This window comes from Streptomyces sp. NPDC001450, assembly GCF_053597295.1.
This window is the reverse complement of record NZ_JBSFHY010000035.1, coordinates 22361-40988: the sequence shown is the minus strand read 5'-3', so window position 1 is coordinate 40988 and position 18628 is coordinate 22361. Positions and strand designations below refer to the sequence as shown.

The following is an 18628-nucleotide window of genomic DNA, read 5'->3' as shown; positions in this document are numbered from 1 at the left end:
GCTGCATCACCCGCCGAAGCTCCACGGGGGTGCCGAACCGCAATGCCCGGCACCCCCGTGGAGGTGCCGGGCATTGCGGTTCGGCTCAGGTCAGCTCAGCGCAGCGCTCAGTGGGCGTGGCCGTGACCGTGGCCGTGGCCCGCCTCGGCCGGCTCCTCTTCCTTCTTCTCGACGACCAGGGTCTCGGTCGTGAGCAGCAGGGAGGCGATGGAGGCGGCGTTCTCCAGGGCGGAGCGGGTGACCTTGACCGGGTCGATGACGCCGGCCTTGACCAGGTCGCCGTACTCGCCGGAGGCGGCGTTGTAGCCGTTGCCCTGCTCCAGCTCCGCCACCTTGGAGACGATGACGTAGCCCTCGAGGCCGGCGTTCTCGGCGATCCAGCGCAGCGGCTCGACGGCGGCGCGGCGGACGACCGAGACACCCGTGGCCTCGTCGCCGGACTTGCCGAGGTTGCCCTCGAGCACCTTGACGGCGTGGACCAGCGCGGAGCCACCACCGGAGACGATGCCCTCCTCGACCGCGGCGCGGGTCGCGGAGATGGCGTCCTCCAGACGGTGCTTCTTCTCCTTCAGCTCCACCTCGGTGGCGGCGCCGACCTTGATGACGCACACGCCGCCGGCCAGCTTCGCGAGGCGCTCCTGGAGCTTCTCGCGGTCCCAGTCGGAGTCGGTGTTCTCGATCTCGGCCTTGATCTGGTTGACGCGGCCGACGACGTCCTCGGAGTTGCCGGCGCCGTCGACGATCGTGGTGTCGTCCTTGGTGACGGTCACGCGGCGGGCGGAGCCCAGCACGTCCAGACCGGCCTGGTCGAGCTTGAGGCCGACCTCCTCGGAGATGACCGTGGCGCCGGTGAGGACGGCCATGTCCTGCAGCATCGCCTTGCGGCGGTCGCCGAAGCCGGGGGCCTTCACCGCGACGGCGTTGAAGGTGCCACGGATCTTGTTGACGACCAGGGTCGACAGGGCCTCGCCCTCGACGTCCTCGGCGATGATCAGCAGCGGCTTGGAGGCACCCGCCTGGATGACCTTCTCCAGCAGCGGCAGCAGGTCCTGGATCGAGGAGATCTTGCCCTGGTTGATGAGGATGTACGGGTCCTCGAGGACGGCCTCCATGCGCTCCTGGTCCGTCACGAAGTACGGCGACAGGTAGCCCTTGTCGAAGGCCATGCCCTCGGTGAAGTCCAGCTCCAGACCGAAGGTGTTGGACTCCTCGACGGTGATGACACCGTCCTTGCCGACCTTGTCCATCGCCTCGGCGATCAGCTCGCCGACCTGCTGGTCCTGGGCGGACAGCGCGGCGACGGCGGCGATGTCGGACTTCTCGTCGATCGGGCGGGCCGAGGAGAGCAGTTCGTCGGAGACGGCCTTGACCGCGGCGTCGATGCCCTTCTTCAGGGCGGCCGGGGAGGCGCCGGCGGCGACGTTCTTCAGGCCCTCGCGCACCAGCGCCTGGGCGAGCACGGTGGCGGTGGTGGTGCCGTCACCAGCGATGTCGTTGGTCTTGGTCGCCACCTCCTTCACCAGCTGGGCGCCGAGGTTCTCGTACGGGTCCTCGACCTCGATCTCGCGGGCGATGGTGACACCGTCGTTGGTGATGGTGGGGGCACCGAACTTCTTGTCGATGACGACGTTGCGGCCCTTGGGGCCGATCGTCACCTTCACCGTGTCGGCCAGCTTGTTGACGCCGCGCTCGAGGGCGCGACGGGCGTCCTCGTCGAACTTCAGGATCTTCGCCATGACAGCGGGAGCCCTCTCGGAAATCTGTGGGTGAAAAAAGAACTGCGCCCCGGCGCCCGGCTTCTTGGGTGGTCGCGGGGGCCAGGGGCGCAGCTGGAAGCAACTGAGTGCTGGAGGTGATTACTTCTCGATGATCGCGAGGACGTCGCGAGCCGAGAGGACGAGGTACTCCTCGCCGTTGTACTTCACCTCGGTGCCGCCGTACTTGCTGTACAGGACGACGTCGCCGACCTTGACGTCGAGCGGAAGGCGCTCGCCGTTCTCGAAGCGGCCCGGGCCCACGGCGAGGACGGCGCCCTCCTGGGGCTTCTCCTTCGCGGTGTCCGGGATGACCAGGCCAGAGGCCGTGGTCTGCTCGGCGTCCAGCGGCTGGACCACGATGCGGTCCTCGAGCGGCTTGATGGCAACCTTGGAGCTGGCGGTCGTCACGATCCGACCTCCCCCTTCGGAGATCTCACGGGGTTAACTGTCTGAGGTGGCGACCAGGTCGATCCGTCGTCGCGGGTGCCGGACCTGCCCGTCGCGTTTGTTGGCACTCTCATCTGCCGAGTGCCAGAGCCGAGACTATGACCGCGATTAGCACTCGGTCAAGCGGAGTGCCAATGCCGTGCGGCGCGTCGGCCGAGTTGGGGGTACGCGGAGCTGCTCGGTCGCCGGTGCCGGCCCCACCGCCCCGGGGGCTGCCGGCCCCCAGACCCCCGCTTCGGCCCTGAACGGGCCTCGCCCTCAAGCGCCGGACGGGCTGTTGTTGCCGGCGGGCGCAGAAAAGCACGTTTACAGGTAGTCCTCGAGGCGCCCCACCGTCAGCCCTCGTGACTGCACCCGGCGCAGCAGGCGTGCCGTGCGTTCCCTGAGAGTGGGGCCCGTGGCCTCGTCGGGGCCGACCAGGACGATGTCTCCCGGACGCAGGTGGTGCTCTCCGCGCGTGAAGGCGATGCCGTCGGAGGTCATGGCGGCGCGCCACAGGACGATCGTGGAGATGCCGCAGTCGGCGGCGGCGCGCAGGGTCGTGGTGTCGTACGTGCCGTAGGGCGGGCGGAAGAGGCGGGGGCGGATGCCGAAGCGGGACTTGAGTTTGTCCTGCTGGCCGCAGATCTCGGCGCGCTGGCCGGCGTAGGGCAGTCCGGGCATCGCCGGGTGGTCGAGGGTGTGGTTCTCGATGTCGGCGCCGACCGCGCGCAGGCGGGCGAAGTGGCCGTAGCCGGGTCCGACGACGCTGTCGGTGAGGAAGAAGCTGACCGGCAGTCCGAGGTCGCGGACCATGTCGACGAAGCGCGGGTCGCGCTCGGCGCCGTCGTCGTAGGTGAGGAAGACGACCTTGTCGGTGGTGGCGACGTGGTCCATGACGCGGGGCGGGGAAGCGCCCGCCCCGTGGGCCGTCAGGGGGCGGACCGGGTGGCGGGGCGGCGCGGTGAGCGGGGCGGCCAGGCCCCAGCGGCGGTACGCCTGGCTTCCGGCCGGGCTGGGCTGCCGTACGCCTTGGGCCGCCCGTTTGCCGAGGCGTTCGATGGGGTCGACCGACTGGGCGCAGCCCGCGAGGAGGAGGGCCGAACCGAGCACGGCGGCCAGCCCGGCCCGCACTCCTCCCGGACCGCGCCCCGGTCGCCCCCGGCGCCTCACAGGTAGTCCTCCAGGCGCGCCACGGCGTACCCCTCGCGCGTGACCTTGTTCAGGAACCGGCGCATGTCGTCGACCATCGTGCCGTCCCAGTCGTTGCGGCCGCGGAAGTGGGTGAGCACGATGTCGCCGGGGTGCAGGCTCTTGTCGTCCTCGCGGTACTCCCAGTGGTCGACGAAGACCTCCTCGTCCCAGATCGGCGCGTACCTGATCCCGCAGGTCTTGGCGGCGCGCAGGGTGTCGCCGTTGTAGTTGCCGTAGGGCGGCCGGAAGACGGTCGGCGCCTTTCCGAACTGCCGCTTCATGACGGCCTGCATGCCGCAGATCTCGTCCTTCTGCTCCTCGTAGGACAGTCCGGGCAGGTAGGGGTGGGTGAGGGTGTGGTTGTTGAGGGTGTGGCCCTCGGACTGCATCCGGCGGAAGTAGCCGTAGTCGTCCTTGACGAGGTAGTTGCTGAGGAAGGCCGTGTAGGGGATCTTCAGGTCGCTCATCATGCGCAGGAACGCCGGGTCCTTCTCGGCGCCGTCGTCGATGGTGAGGAAGACGACCTTCTGTCTGGTGGGGACGGTGGTGAAGACCGGTGGGAGGTTCTCCTCCTCCTGGCCGTCCACCTCGAAGCCCTCGCGCGCGGTGATCTTCGGTTTTCTGGCCGGTGGCGCCGGGGGTCTCAGGGGGACCTCGTCGAGGTTCCAGTGCCGGGCGGCGGCGACCAGGCGGGCGTGTTCGGCGGCGAGGCGGGCCTGGGGGTCCGCCGGCCCGGCGGGGCGGCCGTGGCCGGGGGCGCCCTGGGCTCCGGGGTCCGAGCCCAGGGCGGAACAACCGGAGACGAGGGCGGTGGAGGCCAGCGCCGCGGCCGCGCAGCGGAGGGCGACCTTCGGAATGCGCGCCCGACTTTTGTCATTTTGTACTACTACTCGCATGGTGTCGGATCCTTCCAGCCCCGGCTCCCGAATCCCGTCCGACACCGCCGCCGGAGGCGCACCATCCACCGACTGGCTCACAATGACCCGGTGAACGACCTCGCCCTTCTCCTCACCCCCGAAGGCCGCGCCCTCCTCGACGAGGTGCGCGACACCGACCCCGCACAGGAGCTGGCCGTGGCCACCCGGCTGCGCCGCGAGCATCCCGCCGAGCTGGTGTCGGCGGCGCTGGGTCAGGCACGGCTGCGGCAGCGGGCGGTGGCGAAGTTCGGGGCCGAGGACGCGCGGCGGATGTTCTTCACGCCGAACGGGGTCGAGCAGTCGACCCGGGCGAGCGTGGCGGCGTACCGGGCGGGACGCATGAGGGAGTTGGGCGTGACCTCGGTCGCCGACCTGTGCTGCGGGATCGGCGGCGACGCGATCGCGCTGGCCCGGGCCGGGATCCGGGTGCTGGCCGTGGACCGGGATCCGCAGACCGCGGCCACGGCACGGGCGAACGCCGAGGCGCTGGGGCTCGCCGGGCTGATCGAGGTGCGCGAGGCGGACGTCACGGAGGTGGACACGAAGGGCTACGACGCCGTGTTCGTGGACCCGGCGCGCCGGGGCGGGCGGGGCAGGATCTTCGACCCGGAGGCGTACTCGCCGCCCCTGTCCTGGGCGGTCGCCACGGCCCTCGGGGCGCCCCGCGCCGCCCTGAAGATCGCCCCCGGCATCCCGCACGAGGCGATCCCCGCCGAGGCCGAGGCCGAGTGGATCTCGGACGGCGGGGACGTGAAGGAGGCGGTGCTGTGGTTCGGCACCGGGGCGCCGGGGGCCGTACGGGCCACGCTGCTGCCGGGCCCGCGCGCACTCCTCGGCCGGGGTCTGCCCGATCCCCGGGTGCGCCCCGTCGGGCGGTACCTGTACGAACCCGACGGCGCCGTCATCCGCGCCCATCTGGTCGCGGAGATGGCCGAGGAGGTCGGCGGCGGCCTGGTCGACGAGACCATCGCGTACGTCACTGCCGACGAACTGCACCCGACGCCGTACGCCTCGGCCTACGAGATCACCGACCGACTCCCCTTCAACGTCAAGAAGTTGAAGGCCCTGCTGCGGGAGCGGGAGATCGGCACGCTGACCGTGAAGAAGCGGGGGTCGGCGGTGGAGCCGGAGGAACTGCGCAGGAAGGTCAAGCCGCAGGGGCCGGGCTCGGCAACCGTGTTCCTCACCCGGGTCGCGGGGGCCCCGACCATGCTGATCGGCGCCCCCGCGCGGCCGTCGGCCACTGCCGGTGGACCGGCCTCGGACACGGGATCCGGCGTCGGCCAGGTGTGACCCCCGCTCACCGGAGGGTGAGCACGGGGAGAACTACCGGCCCAGGAACCAGAGTTACGAGGGGCACTCCGCGGCCCGGTCCAGCAGCAGCGCGCGCTCGCGCTCGTTGCGCGTCAGCTCGGCCGCGCGCACGAACTCCTCGCGGGCCTCCGCGGTGCGCCCGAGCCGCGCCAGCAGGTCGCCGCGCACGCTGGGCAGCAGGTGGTAGTCGCGCAGGGCGGGTTCGGCGGTCAGGGCGTCGACCAGCTTCAGCCCCTCGGCCGGGCCCTCGGCCATCGACACGGCGACGGCGCGGTTCAGCTCGACGACCGGCGACGGGGCACGGGCCGCGAGCAGGCCGTACAGGGTGGCGATGGTCCGCCAGTCGGTCTCCTCGTAGGTGTACGCGTGCGCGTGGCAGGCGGCGATGGCGGCCTGGAGGGCGTAGGGGCCGGGGGCGCGGGATGGGGGTCCCCCCTGCTCGGGTGAAGCCGAGAGCTTGGGGGAAGTGGCGTCGGCGCGGCCGAGGGCCCGGATCCCGCGCGCGATGAGCATGCGGTTCCAGCGCCGGCGGTTCTGGTCCTTCAGCAGCACCGGGGTGCCGTCGGGCCCGGTGCGGGCGGCGGTGCGGGAGGCCTGGAACTCCAGGAGCGAGGCCAGGGCGTGCACCTCGGGCTCCTTGGGCATCAGGGCGGAGAGCACACGGGCCAGCCGGAGGGCGTCCTCGCACAGCCCGGGACGCAGCAGGTCGTCCCCGGCGGTGGCCGCGTACCCCTCGTTGAAGATCAGGTAGATGACGTCCAGGACGGAGCCGAGGCGGGCCTCGCGGTCGGGGCCGTACGGCACCTCGAAGGCGACGTTCTTCGTGGCCAGGGTGCGTTTGGCGCGGACGATGCGCTGGGCGATCGTCGGCTCCGGGACGAGGTAGGCCCGGGCGATCTCGGCGGTGGTCAGGCCGCCGAGCAGCCGCAGGGTCAGCGCGGTGCGGGCCTCCGTGGACAGCACCGGGTGACAGGTGGTGAAGACGAGCCGCAGCAGGTCGTCGTCGATGTCCTCCGGGTCGGCGGGCTCCTCCGGCGGGGACGTGGTCTCCAGGTCCCGGCCCATCTCGGCGAGCTTGCGGGCGTAGGTCTCGCGGCGCCGGACCAGGTCGACGGCGCGGTGCCGGGCGGTGGCCATGAGCCAGGCGCCGGGGTTGTCGGGCACGCCGTCCACGGGCCATCGTTCCAGCGCCGCGACCAGCGCGTCCTGCGCCAGTTCCTCGGCGATGCCGACGTCCCGCACGATCCGCGCCACTCCGGCGACGACCCGCGGGGACTCCAGCCTGAAGACGGTCTCGATCGCGTGCGCCGCGGTGGGCTGTGCTTCCACAGCCCACCATGCAACACCCCCGGGCGGCCCGAGGCCAAGAAAGGCTCAGCCCTCCGCGATCTCCCGCACCTCGCAGCTGACGGTCCAGTAGTCCTCGTGGACCTGCAGGAACCGCTTGGCCCACTCCAGGGCCTCGGCCTTGTCCTTGCACTGCATGATCGCGTAGCCGCCGACGACCTCCTTGGACTCGGTGAAGGGCCCGTCGGTGACCGAGATCTTCCCGCCCGCCCAGCGCACGGTTGTGCCCTGGGCGGAGGGGGTCAGGCCGGCGGTGTCGAGCATGACCCCGGCCTTGGTGACCTCCTCGATCAGCCGGCCCATCCGCTGCATCAGCTCCTCGCTGGGGCCCTCGGCAGGGGCGGAGGACTCGTCGATGTGCACGATCGACAGGTAGCGGGGCATGGTGACTCCTTCGGTCGGTGCGGCGGGGTCCGTCCCCGCCGCTCACCCATGCGTCGATCGGGAGACACCTGGATCGACACGCTCTCGGAAATTCCTCGAAGAAATCTTTTCCGGGGGCGTGCGGCGCCGCTACTTCAGCTCGGCCCCGAACGCCGCCTTCGTGTACGGCGCCCCGACCGCCTTGCCGCCGAAGGCGAGGGCAGCGTCCGTGACCAGGCCGGTGGCGCGGCCCTGCAGGACCGCGACCGCGCCGTTGCCCGCGTCCTCGAACAGTGCGGTGGCGGCCAGGTCGGCGTGGCCGTCGCGGTTGATGTCGAGCAGGGCGACCGTGGCGCCGAAGGAGTCGTTCCGCTCGGCGGCGCCGGGGACGCCCTTGGTGTTCTGGCTGAAGGCCTGCGCGCCGGTGCCGGTCAGGCCGGAGCTGCTGCCGCGCAGCACGTCGACCACGCCCTCGCCGTCGTTCTCGCCGGGCGCGCCGACGGCCACGTCGTCGATGCCGTCACCGGTGATGTCGCCGACGGAGAGGGAGGTGCCGAACCTGTCGCTCAGCTCTGTGGCGCCCGGGACGCCGGGGGTGTCCTGCGAGTACGACCGCCAGGTGTCCTGGCCGCCGAGGCCGGAGGGTGAGCCGTGGACCACGGAGATCTTCTCGTCGTCCGCGAATCCGGTGACCAGGTCGTCGTAGCCGTCTCCGTCGACGTCGCCGAGCGCGGCCGCGCCGTCGCCGCCCGGGTACCCGTCGGTGACGCGGGTGAGGCCGGACGGGCCGCTCAGGTAGAGGCGGCTGCAGTGGCTGCCGTCGCCGCAGTAGCCGGTCAGCAGCAGGTCGGCACGGCCGTCGCCGTTGACGTCGCCGGTGCCGCCGTCGTGGATGTCGATGTACTGGAGGTAGTCGGGGTCGAGCGGGGTCTTGGCGGCCGGGGTGCCGGAGCGCTTGAGTGGGCCCTTCCAGAGGGTGGCGGTGGTGCCGTGCGGGTCGTCGCCGGTGGCGAAGCCGGTGCGGAACACGGCGAGGTCGAGGCGTCCGTCGCCGTCGAAGTCGCCGGTCTGGGTGTCGGTGGCGGGGACCGACGTGCCGCCGGACAGGCCGTGCGGGCCGCCCCAGACCACGACCGCGTCGGCCGACGCGGAGCCCGTGCCGATGACGAGGTCGGCGTAGCCGTCGCCGTCCAGGTCGCCCTTGGAGACCTGGAGGCCGAAGCCCTGGCCCTTGGCCGGGCTGCCCGGGACGCCGGCCGTGGCACGGCTGATGATCGTGCGGTGGGTGGTGGACAGGCCGTGCGGACCGCCGTACATCACGGCGACGTAGCCCGCCCTGGCCTGCCCGCCGACCGTGGCGTGCGGGGCGCCGACGGCCAGGTCCGCGTACCCGTCGCCGTTGAAGTCGTCGCGGACGGGCGCGGCCGTCTTCGTCGCGGACGCCTGCGGTACGGCGACGCCGAGGGCGGTGAGGCCCAGGGTCAGCGGAAGCGCCCAACGGGCGTGCGAACGCAACGAGAACACCGGAAAACCCCCAGATGTACGGCGACTGGATCACCGCAGGAGACTCGCGGGTCACGCAGATGGTTGTGCTGCTCGGCCCAGCGTCCTGTGGTGCTGCTCAGCGCAGCGAGGCCCACAGTTCGCTCGCCGCCGGTTCCTTCGCCACCACCCGGTTGGCGTCGGAGGGTGCCGTGACGACCGGCATCGTCACCGTCTTCACCCGGTCGGCGGTGAGGCCCTGCAGGCTACGGCCGAGCTTCGTCAACTCGCCCAGGGAGTCGAGGCCGGTGTCCGTGGTGAGGCTGGCGGTCACCGCGTCGGCGACCCTGTAGAGCTTGGCCGGGTCGGTGAGGAGGTCGCTGCCGGCCATCTGCTCCAGCAGGGCCTTCACCAGCTTCTGTTGCAGGCCTATGCGGCCGAGGTCGCTGCCGTCGCCTATGCCGTGCCGGGTGCGGGCGAGCGCCAGGGCCTGGGTGCCGTTCAGGTGGTGGGTGCCGGACGCGAGGTGCAGATGACTCCTGTCGTCGTCGATGTCCTGGTCGGTGGTGACCGTGACCCCGCCGAGCGCGTCCACCAGCTTGGCGAAGCCGGAGAAGTCGATCTCGACGTAGTGGTCCATGCGGACGCCGGTGACCGACTCGACGGTCTTGACCGCGCACACCGGACCGCCCACCGAGTAGGCGCTGTTGAACATCGCGTGGTACGCCGACGCCGTCGAGCCGCCGGAGGACAGCGGGCAGGACGGGCGGGTGACGAGGGTGTCGCGCGGGATGCTGACGACGGTCGCCTTCGTGCGGCCGGCGTCGATGTGCACGACCATCGCCGTGTCGGAGCGGGCACCGGAGCTGTCACCGCCCCCCAGCTCCTTGTTGGCCCTGCCGCTGCGCGAGTCGGAGCCGAGGACCAGGATGTTCAGGGCCTCGGTGGGCAGCGGGGAGGCGGTGGCCGAGGCGGTCGCGGCCGGGGTGACCACCGCCTTCGCCGGGCGGTTGTCACCGAGCGCGCTGTTGATGTCGACACTCTTGATGTTGTTGTCGAGGTGCCGGTAGGCGTAGCCGGCCGTGGCCACGCCCAGCACCAGGAATCCCGCCAGGGTGAGGCCGGCGGCCTTCAGCACTCCCGGCCGCCGGCCCACCCGTCTGCCCGCGTCGCCTTGCTCCTCGTGTCGCGTCACGGGCAGGAACGTAAGTCCGAATTATTAGCGGACTGTTAGCGGAAGCCGTGAGAGACGGTTTTCTTGGGAAATTCTCATCCCAACGACACCGTGGGCAGCGGATTGCTCCCGCTCCACGACGCGTTGAAACCGAACGTCACCGAACCGCCGGCCGGCAGCGACCCGTTGTACGAGGCGTTCGCACAGGACACCGCCGCGCCCGACTGGGCGCAGCCGGCGTTCCAGGCCTGCGTGATCTGCTGGCCCGCGCCGAACGTCCAGTTCGCCTTCCACGAGGACAGCGAGGCCCCGGAGCAGGAGATCGTCACCTGGCCCGTGAAGCCGGTGTTCCACTGGCTGGTCACGCTGTAGGCCGCGGTGCAGGCACCGGTCGGGGGCGGAGTCGTGGTCGAGCCGCCGAGGGCCTCGGCGATGCCGTGGTACGCCGGCTTCGGCGCGTAGTTCTCGTCGTACGGCGTCGCCGCCCCGTACCCGGGGAACGTGCTCGGCACCCAGGAGTCGGAGTCGGTGAAGCCCCACACGGTGACGTTGACGCAGCGGGTCACGGCCGCGCAGGCGGCCACCACGGACTTGAAGTCGGCCGCCTGCTGCGCGAGCTCGGCGCTGCCGGCGGGCAGCGCCATCCGTACGTCCAGTTCGGTGATCGCCACGTCCACGCCGAGGTCGGCGAAGCGCTGGACGTTCTGCTGGAGCGTGGCCGGCACCTGGCCGAGGATCAGGTGGGCCTGCAGGCCGACGCCGTCGATCGGGACGCCCCGCTGCTTGAGGGACTTGACCAGGTCGTACAGGGCGGTGGACTTCGCGTTCACACCCTCGACGTTGTAGTCGTTGATGTACAGCTTGGCGTCCGGGTCGGCCGCGTGCGCCCAGGACAGGGCGTTCGCGATGTAGCCGGAGCCGAGGCCGTCGTACCAGAGCGCCGAGCGGTAGCTGCCGTCCTCGTTGAACGGCTCGTTGACCACGTCCCAGGCGGCGATCTTTCCCTTGTAGCGGCCGACCTCGGTGCTGATGTGGTTCTGCAGCAGGCTGCTCAGCTGGGCCGAGGTCCAGCTGCCGTTGGTCAGCCAGCCGGGGTTCTGGCTGTGCCAGACCAGGGTGTGACCGCGCACCTGCTGGTGGTGGGCCTGGGCGAAGGCCACGATCTGGTCGGCCTCGCTCCAGTCGAAGCTTCCCCGAGTGGGCTCGACCGTGCCCCACTTCATGGCGTTGCCCGGGGTCAGCGAGCTGAACTGCGACCCGGCGAGGTCGCCGTAGGTGCCGGTGAGCCTGGAGCCGGTGACGGCGGTGCCGACGACCTTGTTCTTCGCCGCGGCGAGGTCGCGCAGCGGGGTGTCGGCGGCGTGCGCCGCGGGCGCCGTCGGCAGGAGCGCCGCACTGGCCAGGAGGGAAGCGATGGATAATCCGGTTCTCAGAAGTCTCATGGACATCTCCGAAAGTTTCGGTCAGATAACCGATTGACTTCGGAGCAGTGTGGGGTGGCCTTCGAGACGCGTCAATATACGCACCGCTAAACCGCCGGAGGCACATCCGTACTCGACCGCACCACCAGGCTGGTCGCCAGCTCCACCCGGGTCGCCGCCCGTTCGTCCTCGGCACGGCCCAGTTCCAGCACCAGCCGGGCCGCGGCCTCGGCCATCTCGGTCAGCGGCTGCCGTACGGTCGTCAGCGGCGGGCCCACCCAGCGGGCCACCGGCAGATCGTCGAAGCCGACCACGCTCAGGTCCTCCGGGATGCGCAGCCCCAGCTCGCGCGCCGCCTCGTACAGACCGAGCGCCTGCAGATCGTTGCCCGCGAAGACCGCGGTGGGCCGGTCGGGGCCGCGCAGCAGTTCCAGGCCCAGGCGGTAGCCGGAGTCGTGGTGGAAGTCGCCGGTCCTGATCAGGCCCGGGTCGACCGGGAGCCCGGCGGTCTCCAGGGCGGCGCGGTAGCCGTCGAGGCGGGCGCGGCTGCACATCATCCGGGAGGGTCCGCTGATCGCCCCGATCCGGGTGTGGCCGAGTTCCACCAGATGACGGGTGGCGGCGAGGCCGCCCTGCCAGTTGGTGGCGCCGATGGAGGGGACGTCCGGGCCGGGGTCGCCGGCCGGGTCCATCACCACGAACGGGATGGAGCGGCTGGTCAGCAGCGCCCGCTGGGACTCGTCCAGGCCGGACAGCACGAGCACCACCCCGTGCGGGCGGCGGGCGGCGACCTGGTCGGCCCAGGTCCGGCCCGGGGTGAGCCGCCCGGCGGACTCGGACAGCACGACACTCAGGCCCGCGTCCCGGGCCACGTTCTCCACGCCCCGGATCACCTCCATCGCCCAGGCGCTCTCCAGCTCGTGGAAGACCAGGTCGATCAGCGGCGAACGGGAGGATTCGGCGCGGCGGCGCCGGTAGCCGTAGGCGCGCAGCAGCTCCTCGACCCGGGTGCGGGTCGCCGGGGCGACGTCGGCGCGGCCGTTGAGGACCTTCGAAACAGTCGGGGCGGACACCCCGGCTTCCCGGGCGATTTCGGCGAGGGTCGCCGTCTGCGTTTCTGCGGGCTTCGAAGGCTTCATGCCCGGGATCGTATCCCTGCGGGCCCTCTTGACGAAGGCCTTCGCGCGCCATAGGTTCCCGGAACATTCGAGATATTGCCCGAAACATTCGTGAGCACCCGACCCCATCCGACGGGAGTTTCATGGCCACCGCTCCTTGGCGCGACCCCGCCCTGCCCGCCGCCGACCGCGTCGACGACCTGCTCTCCCGGATGACCCTGGAGGAGAAGACCGCCCAGCTGTACGGCGTATGGGTGGGCGCCGCCACGGACGGCGACGGAGTCGCCCCGCTGCAGCGGGAGATGACGGCCGGCCCCTCCGCCGACGAATGGGACGAGCTGGTCACCCGCGGCCTCGGCCAGCTGACCCGCTCCTTCGGCACCGCACCCGTGGACCCGGCGCTCGGCACCCGGGCCCTGGCCCGCGCCCAGCGGCGGATCGCGGCGGCGGGCCGCTTCGGCGTCCCGGCCGTCGCCCACGAGGAGTGCCTGGCGGGCTTCACGGCCTGGGGCGCGACGGCGTACCCGGTGCCGCTGGCCTGGGGCGCGGCCTTCGACCCGGCGCTGGTCGAGGAGCTGGGCCGGCACATCGGCCGCGACCTGCGTTCGGTCGGCGTCCACCAGGGTCTCGCCCCGGTCCTGGACGTGGTCCGCGACCCGCGCTGGGGCCGGGTGGAGGAGACGATCGGCGAGGACCCCTACCTGGTCGGCACCATCGGCGCGGCCTATGTGCGGGGCCTCGAGTCGGCCGGGATCATCGCCACGCTCAAGCACTTCGCCGGATACGCGTCCTCGGCCGGCGCCCGCAACCTCGCGCCCGTCCGGGCGGGTGTGCGCGAGTTCGCGGACGTCACCCTGCCACCGTTCGAGATGGCGCTGCGCGAGGGCGGGGCGCGCTCGGTGATGGCCTCGTACACCGAGACCGACGGCGTGCCTGTCTCCGCCGACCCCCACCTGCTCACCGGCCTCCTCCGCGACGAGTGGGGCTTCACCGGCACGGTGGTCGCCGACTACTTCGGCATCGGCTTCCTGCAGACCCAGCACCGGGTCGCCGCGGACGAGGCGGGCGCGGCGCACCTGGCCCTCGCGGCGGGCATCGACGTCGAGCTGCCGACCCTGAAGTGCTACGGCACCCCGCTCGTGACCGCCGTACGAGAGGGCCGTGTCCCGGAGTCCCTGGTGGACCGGGCGGCCCGCCGCGTCCTGCTCCAGAAGTGCGAACTGGGTCTGCTGGACGAGGACTGGCAGCCGGAACCGGACGGCCCGGCCGACCTCGACTCGCCGGACAACCGGGCCCTGGCCCGCCGCCTGGCCCAGGAATCGGTGGTTCTGCTGGACAACCCGGACGGTCTGCTCCCCCTGGCCCCCGACGCCCGGGTCGCGGTCGTGGGCCCGCGCGCGGCGGACGCGCTCGCGATGCTCGGCTGCTACTCCTTCCCGTCCCACGTCCTCCCCCACCACCCCGAGGCCCCCCTCGGCATCTGCGTCCCGACCGTCCTGGACGCCCTGCGCACCGAACTCCCCGACGCCAAGGTCACGTTCGCCGAGGGCTGCGGGGTCTCGGACCCGGACACCGCGGGCTTCGCGGAGGCGGTGGCCCGGGCGGGCGAGGCGGACGTGTGCGTGGCGGTCCTCGGCGACCGCGCGGGCCTGTTCGGCCGGGGCACGTCGGGCGAGGGCTGCGATGTGGCGGACCTGCGACTGCCTGGCGTGCAGAGCGAGTTGCTGGACGCACTGCTCACCGCGGGTGTCCCGGTCGTCCTCGTGCTGCTGACCGGGCGCCCGTACGCCCTGGGCCGCTGGCACGGCCGGCTCGGCGCGGCCGTGCAGGCCTTCTTCCCCGGCGAGGAGGGCGGCCCGGCGCTCGCCGGGGTCCTGTCCGGCCGGGTGAACCCCTCCGGCCGCCTCCCGGTGAGCGTCCCGCGCGAGCCGGGCGGACAGCCCTGGACCTACCTCCAGCCTCCGCTGGGTCTGGCCGGCGAGGTCAGCAGCCTGGACCCGACCCCGCTGTACCCGTTCGGCCACGGCCGCTCGTACACGTCGTTCGCCTGGGAGGACGGCACGGGCGACGATGTCACCGAGATCGGCACGGACGGCTCGTACGACCTCTCGCTGACCGTCCGCAACACGGGCGAGAGCGCGGGCGCGGAGGTCGTCCAGCTGTACCTGCACGATCCGGTGGCGTCGGTGACCCGCCCGGACGTCCGGCTCATCGGCTACCGGCGGGTGGACCTGGCCCCGGGCGAGGCCCGCCGGGTGACCTTTCGCTTCCACGCGGACCTGTCGTCCTTCACCGACCGTACGGGCGCGCGGGTGGTGGAGCCGGGGGCACTGGAGCTGCGGCTGGGGCCGTCGAGCGCCGAGGTGCGGCACACGGCACGGCTGCGGCTGACGGGGCCGGTGCGGGTGGTCGGGGCGGACCGACGGCTGCGCTGCGAGGTGGAGGTGTCCGGGGGAACCGATTGAGTGGAAGGGGTCGAGGGGACGTATTCAGCCACAGCGGGACCACTGGGAACCCGGTTCCGCAAGACCCCTGACACGGGCGTTCAGGATGGGTTCAGGTTGCCCCTGGCAGGGTCGGGCCGAAGTTGATCAACCCCCCACCCCGACAGGAGCACCCTTGACGACGACGAAGTCCGTGATGAAGAAGCTGCCCGAGGTCACACTGGCGTTCTGGATCATGAAGATCGCCGCGACGACCCTGGGCGAGACGGCCGGCGACCTGTTCGCGCAGACGCTGAAGCTCGGCTACTTCCTCACCACCATCGCCCTGTTCCTGGTCTTCGTGGTGACGCTGGTGATCCAGCTGCGCTCGTCCCGCTACAACCCGTTCTTCTACTGGACCGTGATCCTGTCGACCTCCATGGCCGGCACCACGATGTCCGACTTCATGAACCGGGACGCCAGCGCCAAGTACCTCTCCGACGGCGCGACGAAGCTGGGCTGGGGACCGCAGGGCCTCGGCCTCGGCTACCCGGAGGGCGCGGCGATCCTGGTCTCGATCCTGCTGCTGATCTTCCTCTGCTGGAAGCTGAGCGGGATGACCTTCCAGATCACCGAGATCGTCTCCTTCAAGGGCGAGGCCCTGTTCTGGTCGGCCATCCTGGTCTCCAACACGCTCGGCACCTCGATGGGCGACTTCCTCTCCGACAGCTCGGGCCTCGGCTACCTGGGCGGCGCCGCGCTGGTGACCGGTGTACTGCTGGTCCTGGTCGCGCTGATGAAGGTGCCGGCCGTCCCGAACGTCCTGCTCTTCTGGATCGCCTTCGTCCTGACCCGCCCGCTGGGCGCCACGGCCGGCGACTTCCTCACCAAGCCGGTCGCCAAGGGCGGCCTGAACCTGGGTACGGCCGGTGCGTCGACGGTGCTGCTCGCGATCCTGTTCGGCCTGATGGTGCACGCGCACCTGCAAGAACGCCGGGCCGGGACGGCCGTGCCCGAAGGCCCGGAGGCGGAGGCGGTCAGCCCCGAGAAGGCCGGCCGCCGGTAAAGGAAACACCCCGCCCCCAAAGAACCGGGGGCGGGGTGTTCATGGAGCGCCGGGCAGGCCTTGCACCTGCATCTCCCCGCAGGAAGCGGGGCGTCTTTCCTTGGACCACCAACGCACTGCGTCCGGACCGGAGTTCCGGCCGTTCACTGTGTGATGATCATAGCCTACCGAGACGGGTGCCCGCACCTCCCGGCGGTCCGGCGATGCCGCGGGGCCTCGGCCCGGCCGGGGCCCCGTGGCATGTCCGCCGGCTCAGGCTCCCAAGCGCTCGGTCAGGCCCAACTGGGCCATGATGGCGCCGGTGTCCAGGTAGGCGCGGGCCTCCTGGATCTTGTTGTCCTTGACCTCGTAGATGTCACACGCGTGCACCGTGACGTGCTTCCCGGTGGCGGGTACCGTCCCGGCGTGCAGGACCAGATCGCCGGTCTGTGTCCCGTCGCCGGTGTACTCGATGACCACCGTGTCGCCCTGGGCCGTGAGGTGGTCGACGGTGAACCTGCCGTCGGGCATCGCGTCGAACAGGGCCTTCGCGAGCCGGGTGAACCCCTCCGGGCCCTGCAGCGTCCTGCCGCTGCCCTCCTCCACGAGGGTGCAGTCGGGAGCCACCGACTCCGCGATGGCGTCGTAGTCGCGGTCGTTCCACGCCTGGAAGAGGTCGCGTACGAAGGTTTCCTTGTCTCCCATGAGGGCCTCCACCCCCCTTGGTGAAGCCCCCTCCCACGATGAGTCCCGAGTCGTCCTGTACTCCCATGCTGGTGCCAGGCTCGCGAAGGCGCATCCCGGCGGAGCGGGCTATCCCTCACCCACGGACTCGAACCGCCACCGGTGCACCGCCCGGGCCACCAACTCGTCGCCCGGCTCCGGCAGTTCGGGCAACTCGGCGTCGTACGGCGCGTCCCACCACGTGATCACCAACACCCGGTCCCGCGGGGCCAGGAAGGTCTCCCGGCGCAGGGGCCGCGCGGCGAGTTCCTGCGTGCGGGCCCAGGTCAGCAGCTCCTCGCCCCGGCCCTCGGCGGCCCGGGCCTCCCACATCAGGGCGACCGTCACGAGTACAGGTTCTCCTTGCTGACCTCGTGCACGTGGTCGTGCCCGTGGCCCGGCACGTGCGGGTCGGTCACCGGCAGGGAGGAGTCGGCGGACAGGTCCCAGCTGGAGACGGCCCGGTTGCGGGCGACCATCTCGGCGCCGAGGGCCGCGACCATCGCGCCGTTGTCCGTGCACAGCTTGGGGCGCGGTACGCGCAGCCGGATGCCGGCGGCCTCGCAGCGCTCCTGGGCGAGGGCGCGCAGACGGGAGTTGGCCGCGACGCCGCCGCCGATCATCAGGTGATCGACACCCTCGTCCTTGCAGGCGCGGACGGCCTTGCGGGTGAGGACGTCCACCACGGCCTCCTGGAAGGAGGCGGCCACGTCACGGACCGGGACCTCCTCGCCGGCGGCGCGCCTGGCCTCGATCCAGCGGGCCACGGCCGTCTTCAGGCCGGAGAAGGAGAAGTCGTACGCCGGGTCGCGCGGGCCGGTCAGACCGCGCGGGAAGGCGATCGCCGCCGGGTCGCCCTCGCGGGCGTAGCGGTCGATGACCGGGCCGCCGGGGAAGCCCAGGTTCAGCACGCGGGCGATCTTGTCGAAGGCCTCGCCGGCCGCGTCGTCGATGGTCGAGCCCATCGGGCGGACGTCGGAGGTGATGTCCTCGGACAGCAGCAGGGAGGAGTGGCCGCCGGACACCAGCAGGGCCATGGTCGGCTCGGGCAGCGGGCCGTGCTCCAGCTGGTCCACGCAGATGTGGGAGGCGAGGTGGTTGACGCCGTAGAGGGGCTTGCCGAGCGCGTAGGCGTACGCCTTGGCGGCCGAGACGCCGACCAGCAGGGCACCGGCGAGGCCGGGTCCGGCGGTGACCGCGATGCCGTCGAGGTCCTTCGCGCGGACGCCGGCCTCCTTCAGGGCGCGGTCGATCGTCGGGACCATCGCCTCCAGGTGGGCCCGGGACGCCACCTCGGGCACCACACCGCCGAAGCGGGCGTGCTCGTCGACACTGGAGGCGACGGCGTCGGCCAGCAGGGTGGTGCCGCGGACGATGCCGACGCCGGTCTCGTCGCAGGAGGTCTCGATGCCGAGGACGAGAGGTTCGTCAGTCATTGGTCTCGGTTTCTCGTACGGAGGAGGAACCCGCGGCGGAGCCGCCGGATTCCGTGGTCAGGCGCATCACCAGGGCGTCGACGTTCCCCGGCTGGTAGTAGCCGCGTCTGAAGCCGATGGGCTCGAAGCCGAAGCGCTCGTACAGCTTCTGGGCGCGGACGTTGTCGACCCGGCACTCGAGCATGACCTCGGAGCACTCGAAGGCGGTGGCGGCCTTCAGCAGCTCGGTGAGCAGGCGGGCGCCGAGGCCGGTGCCCTGCTGGTCGCGGGCCACCGCGATGGTCTGGACGTCGGCCAGCTCGCCGGAGGAGGCCAGGCCCGCGTAGCCGACGATGCGGCCGGCGTCCTCGGCGACGAGGTAGCGCCGGGTCGCCTCGTCGCCCCGGGAGTGGGCCAGCTCGGACCAGAACATGCCGCGGGACCAGGCGTCCTCGGGGAAGAGGTCCTTCTCCAGTTCGAGGACCGGGTCGATGTCCCACCAGCGCATC

Annotated in this window: 17 protein-coding genes and 1 tRNA gene; 3 read left to right on the top strand and 15 right to left on the bottom strand. The window is 71.7% G+C overall.

The genetic code is table 11. The annotated features are described in order from the left end of the window. Positions 1 to 107: 107 nt before the first annotated feature. From groL to ACWC5O_RS32125, 4 genes are all read right to left on the bottom strand, one after another. Positions 108 to 1736, bottom strand: a complete 1629-nt coding sequence (gene groL / locus ACWC5O_RS32140; protein WP_450590555.1) for a chaperonin GroEL — start codon at positions 1734 to 1736, stop codon at positions 108 to 110. Between the two features lie 120 nt (positions 1737 to 1856). Continuing rightward, entirely contained in the window at positions 1857 to 2165 is a 309-nt protein-coding gene (groES, locus tag ACWC5O_RS32135) for a co-chaperone GroES (RefSeq protein WP_039652762.1), read from the bottom strand. Positions 2166 to 2510: 345 nt separating this feature from the next. After that, entirely contained in the window at positions 2511 to 3317 is an 807-nt protein-coding gene (locus tag ACWC5O_RS32130) for a polysaccharide deacetylase family protein (protein WP_450590556.1), read from the bottom strand. Positions 3318 to 3352: 35 nt separating this feature from the next. Then, complete coding sequence (locus tag ACWC5O_RS32125) at positions 3353 to 4273, bottom strand: polysaccharide deacetylase family protein (RefSeq protein WP_450590557.1); 921 nt, start codon at positions 4271 to 4273, stop codon at positions 3353 to 3355. A 90-nt stretch (positions 4274 to 4363) separates the two neighbouring features. Here ACWC5O_RS32125 and ACWC5O_RS32120 point away from each other — a divergent pair, with 90 nt between their 5' ends. Next, positions 4364 to 5587, top strand: a complete 1224-nt coding sequence (locus ACWC5O_RS32120) for a THUMP-like domain-containing protein (RefSeq protein WP_450590558.1) — start codon at positions 4364 to 4366, stop codon at positions 5585 to 5587. 54 nt (positions 5588 to 5641) lie between these two features. Here ACWC5O_RS32120 and ACWC5O_RS32115 read toward each other — a convergent pair whose 3' ends face one another. The 6 genes from ACWC5O_RS32115 to ACWC5O_RS32090 form a co-directional block, all read right to left on the bottom strand. Then, the gene (locus ACWC5O_RS32115) at positions 5642 to 6937 is read right to left on the bottom strand and encodes an RNA polymerase sigma factor (protein ID WP_450590559.1); all 1296 of its coding nucleotides are present in this window, start codon (positions 6935 to 6937) and stop codon (positions 5642 to 5644) included. Between the two features lie 45 nt (positions 6938 to 6982). Then, a complete protein-coding gene (locus ACWC5O_RS32110) occupies positions 6983 to 7339 on the bottom strand; it encodes a YciI family protein (protein ID WP_390856052.1) in 357 nt (118 codons plus the stop codon). A gap of 129 nt (positions 7340 to 7468) precedes the next feature. Further along, on the bottom strand, positions 7469 to 8842 hold the full coding sequence (locus ACWC5O_RS32105) for an FG-GAP-like repeat-containing protein (RefSeq protein ID WP_450590560.1): 1374 nt from the start codon (positions 8840 to 8842) through the stop codon (positions 7469 to 7471). 97 nt (positions 8843 to 8939) lie between these two features. Continuing rightward, positions 8940 to 9995, bottom strand: coding sequence for an LCP family protein (locus tag ACWC5O_RS32100; protein WP_450590561.1), 1056 nt, complete (start codon positions 9993 to 9995; stop codon positions 8940 to 8942). A 74-nt stretch (positions 9996 to 10069) separates the two neighbouring features. Next, complete coding sequence (locus tag ACWC5O_RS32095) at positions 10070 to 11416, bottom strand: endo-1,4-beta-xylanase (RefSeq protein WP_450590562.1); 1347 nt, start codon at positions 11414 to 11416, stop codon at positions 10070 to 10072. An 86-nt stretch (positions 11417 to 11502) separates the two neighbouring features. Next, positions 11503 to 12534, bottom strand: coding sequence for a LacI family DNA-binding transcriptional regulator (locus tag ACWC5O_RS32090; RefSeq protein WP_450590563.1), 1032 nt, complete (start codon positions 12532 to 12534; stop codon positions 11503 to 11505). A 122-nt stretch (positions 12535 to 12656) separates the two neighbouring features. Between ACWC5O_RS32090 and ACWC5O_RS32085 the strand changes: the two genes are divergently transcribed. Both ACWC5O_RS32085 and ACWC5O_RS32080 read left to right on the top strand, forming a co-directional pair. Next, a complete protein-coding gene (locus ACWC5O_RS32085) occupies positions 12657 to 14978 on the top strand; it encodes a beta-xylosidase/alpha-l-arabinosidase (protein WP_450590564.1) in 2322 nt (773 codons plus the stop codon). 154 nt (positions 14979 to 15132) lie between these two features. Next, the gene (locus ACWC5O_RS32080) at positions 15133 to 16002 is read left to right on the top strand and encodes a COG4705 family protein (protein WP_450590565.1); all 870 of its coding nucleotides are present in this window, start codon (positions 15133 to 15135) and stop codon (positions 16000 to 16002) included. A 42-nt stretch (positions 16003 to 16044) separates the two neighbouring features. Here the strand turns inward: ACWC5O_RS32080 and ACWC5O_RS32075 are convergent. The 5 genes from ACWC5O_RS32075 to rimI form a co-directional block, all read right to left on the bottom strand. Beyond that, positions 16045 to 16117: transfer RNA gene (locus tag ACWC5O_RS32075), tRNA-Gly, on the bottom strand. A 137-nt stretch (positions 16118 to 16254) separates the two neighbouring features. Continuing rightward, positions 16255 to 16686, bottom strand: coding sequence for an ester cyclase (locus tag ACWC5O_RS32070; RefSeq protein ID WP_450590566.1), 432 nt, complete (start codon positions 16684 to 16686; stop codon positions 16255 to 16257). Between the two features lie 108 nt (positions 16687 to 16794). After that, positions 16795 to 17052: a hypothetical protein gene (locus ACWC5O_RS32065; protein ID WP_450590567.1), complete on the bottom strand. Its 258-nt coding sequence runs from the start codon at positions 17050 to 17052 to the stop codon at positions 16795 to 16797. Then, complete coding sequence (gene tsaD / locus ACWC5O_RS32060; RefSeq protein ID WP_450590568.1) at positions 17049 to 18140, bottom strand: tRNA (adenosine(37)-N6)-threonylcarbamoyltransferase complex transferase subunit TsaD; 1092 nt, start codon at positions 18138 to 18140, stop codon at positions 17049 to 17051. The genes ACWC5O_RS32065 and tsaD overlap by 4 nt, the downstream gene beginning before the upstream one ends. Beyond that, positions 18133 to 18627: a ribosomal protein S18-alanine N-acetyltransferase gene (gene rimI, locus ACWC5O_RS32055; protein ID WP_450590591.1), complete on the bottom strand. Its 495-nt coding sequence runs from the start codon at positions 18625 to 18627 to the stop codon at positions 18133 to 18135. The genes tsaD and rimI overlap by 8 nt, the downstream gene beginning before the upstream one ends. Position 18628 lies beyond the last annotated feature (1 nt).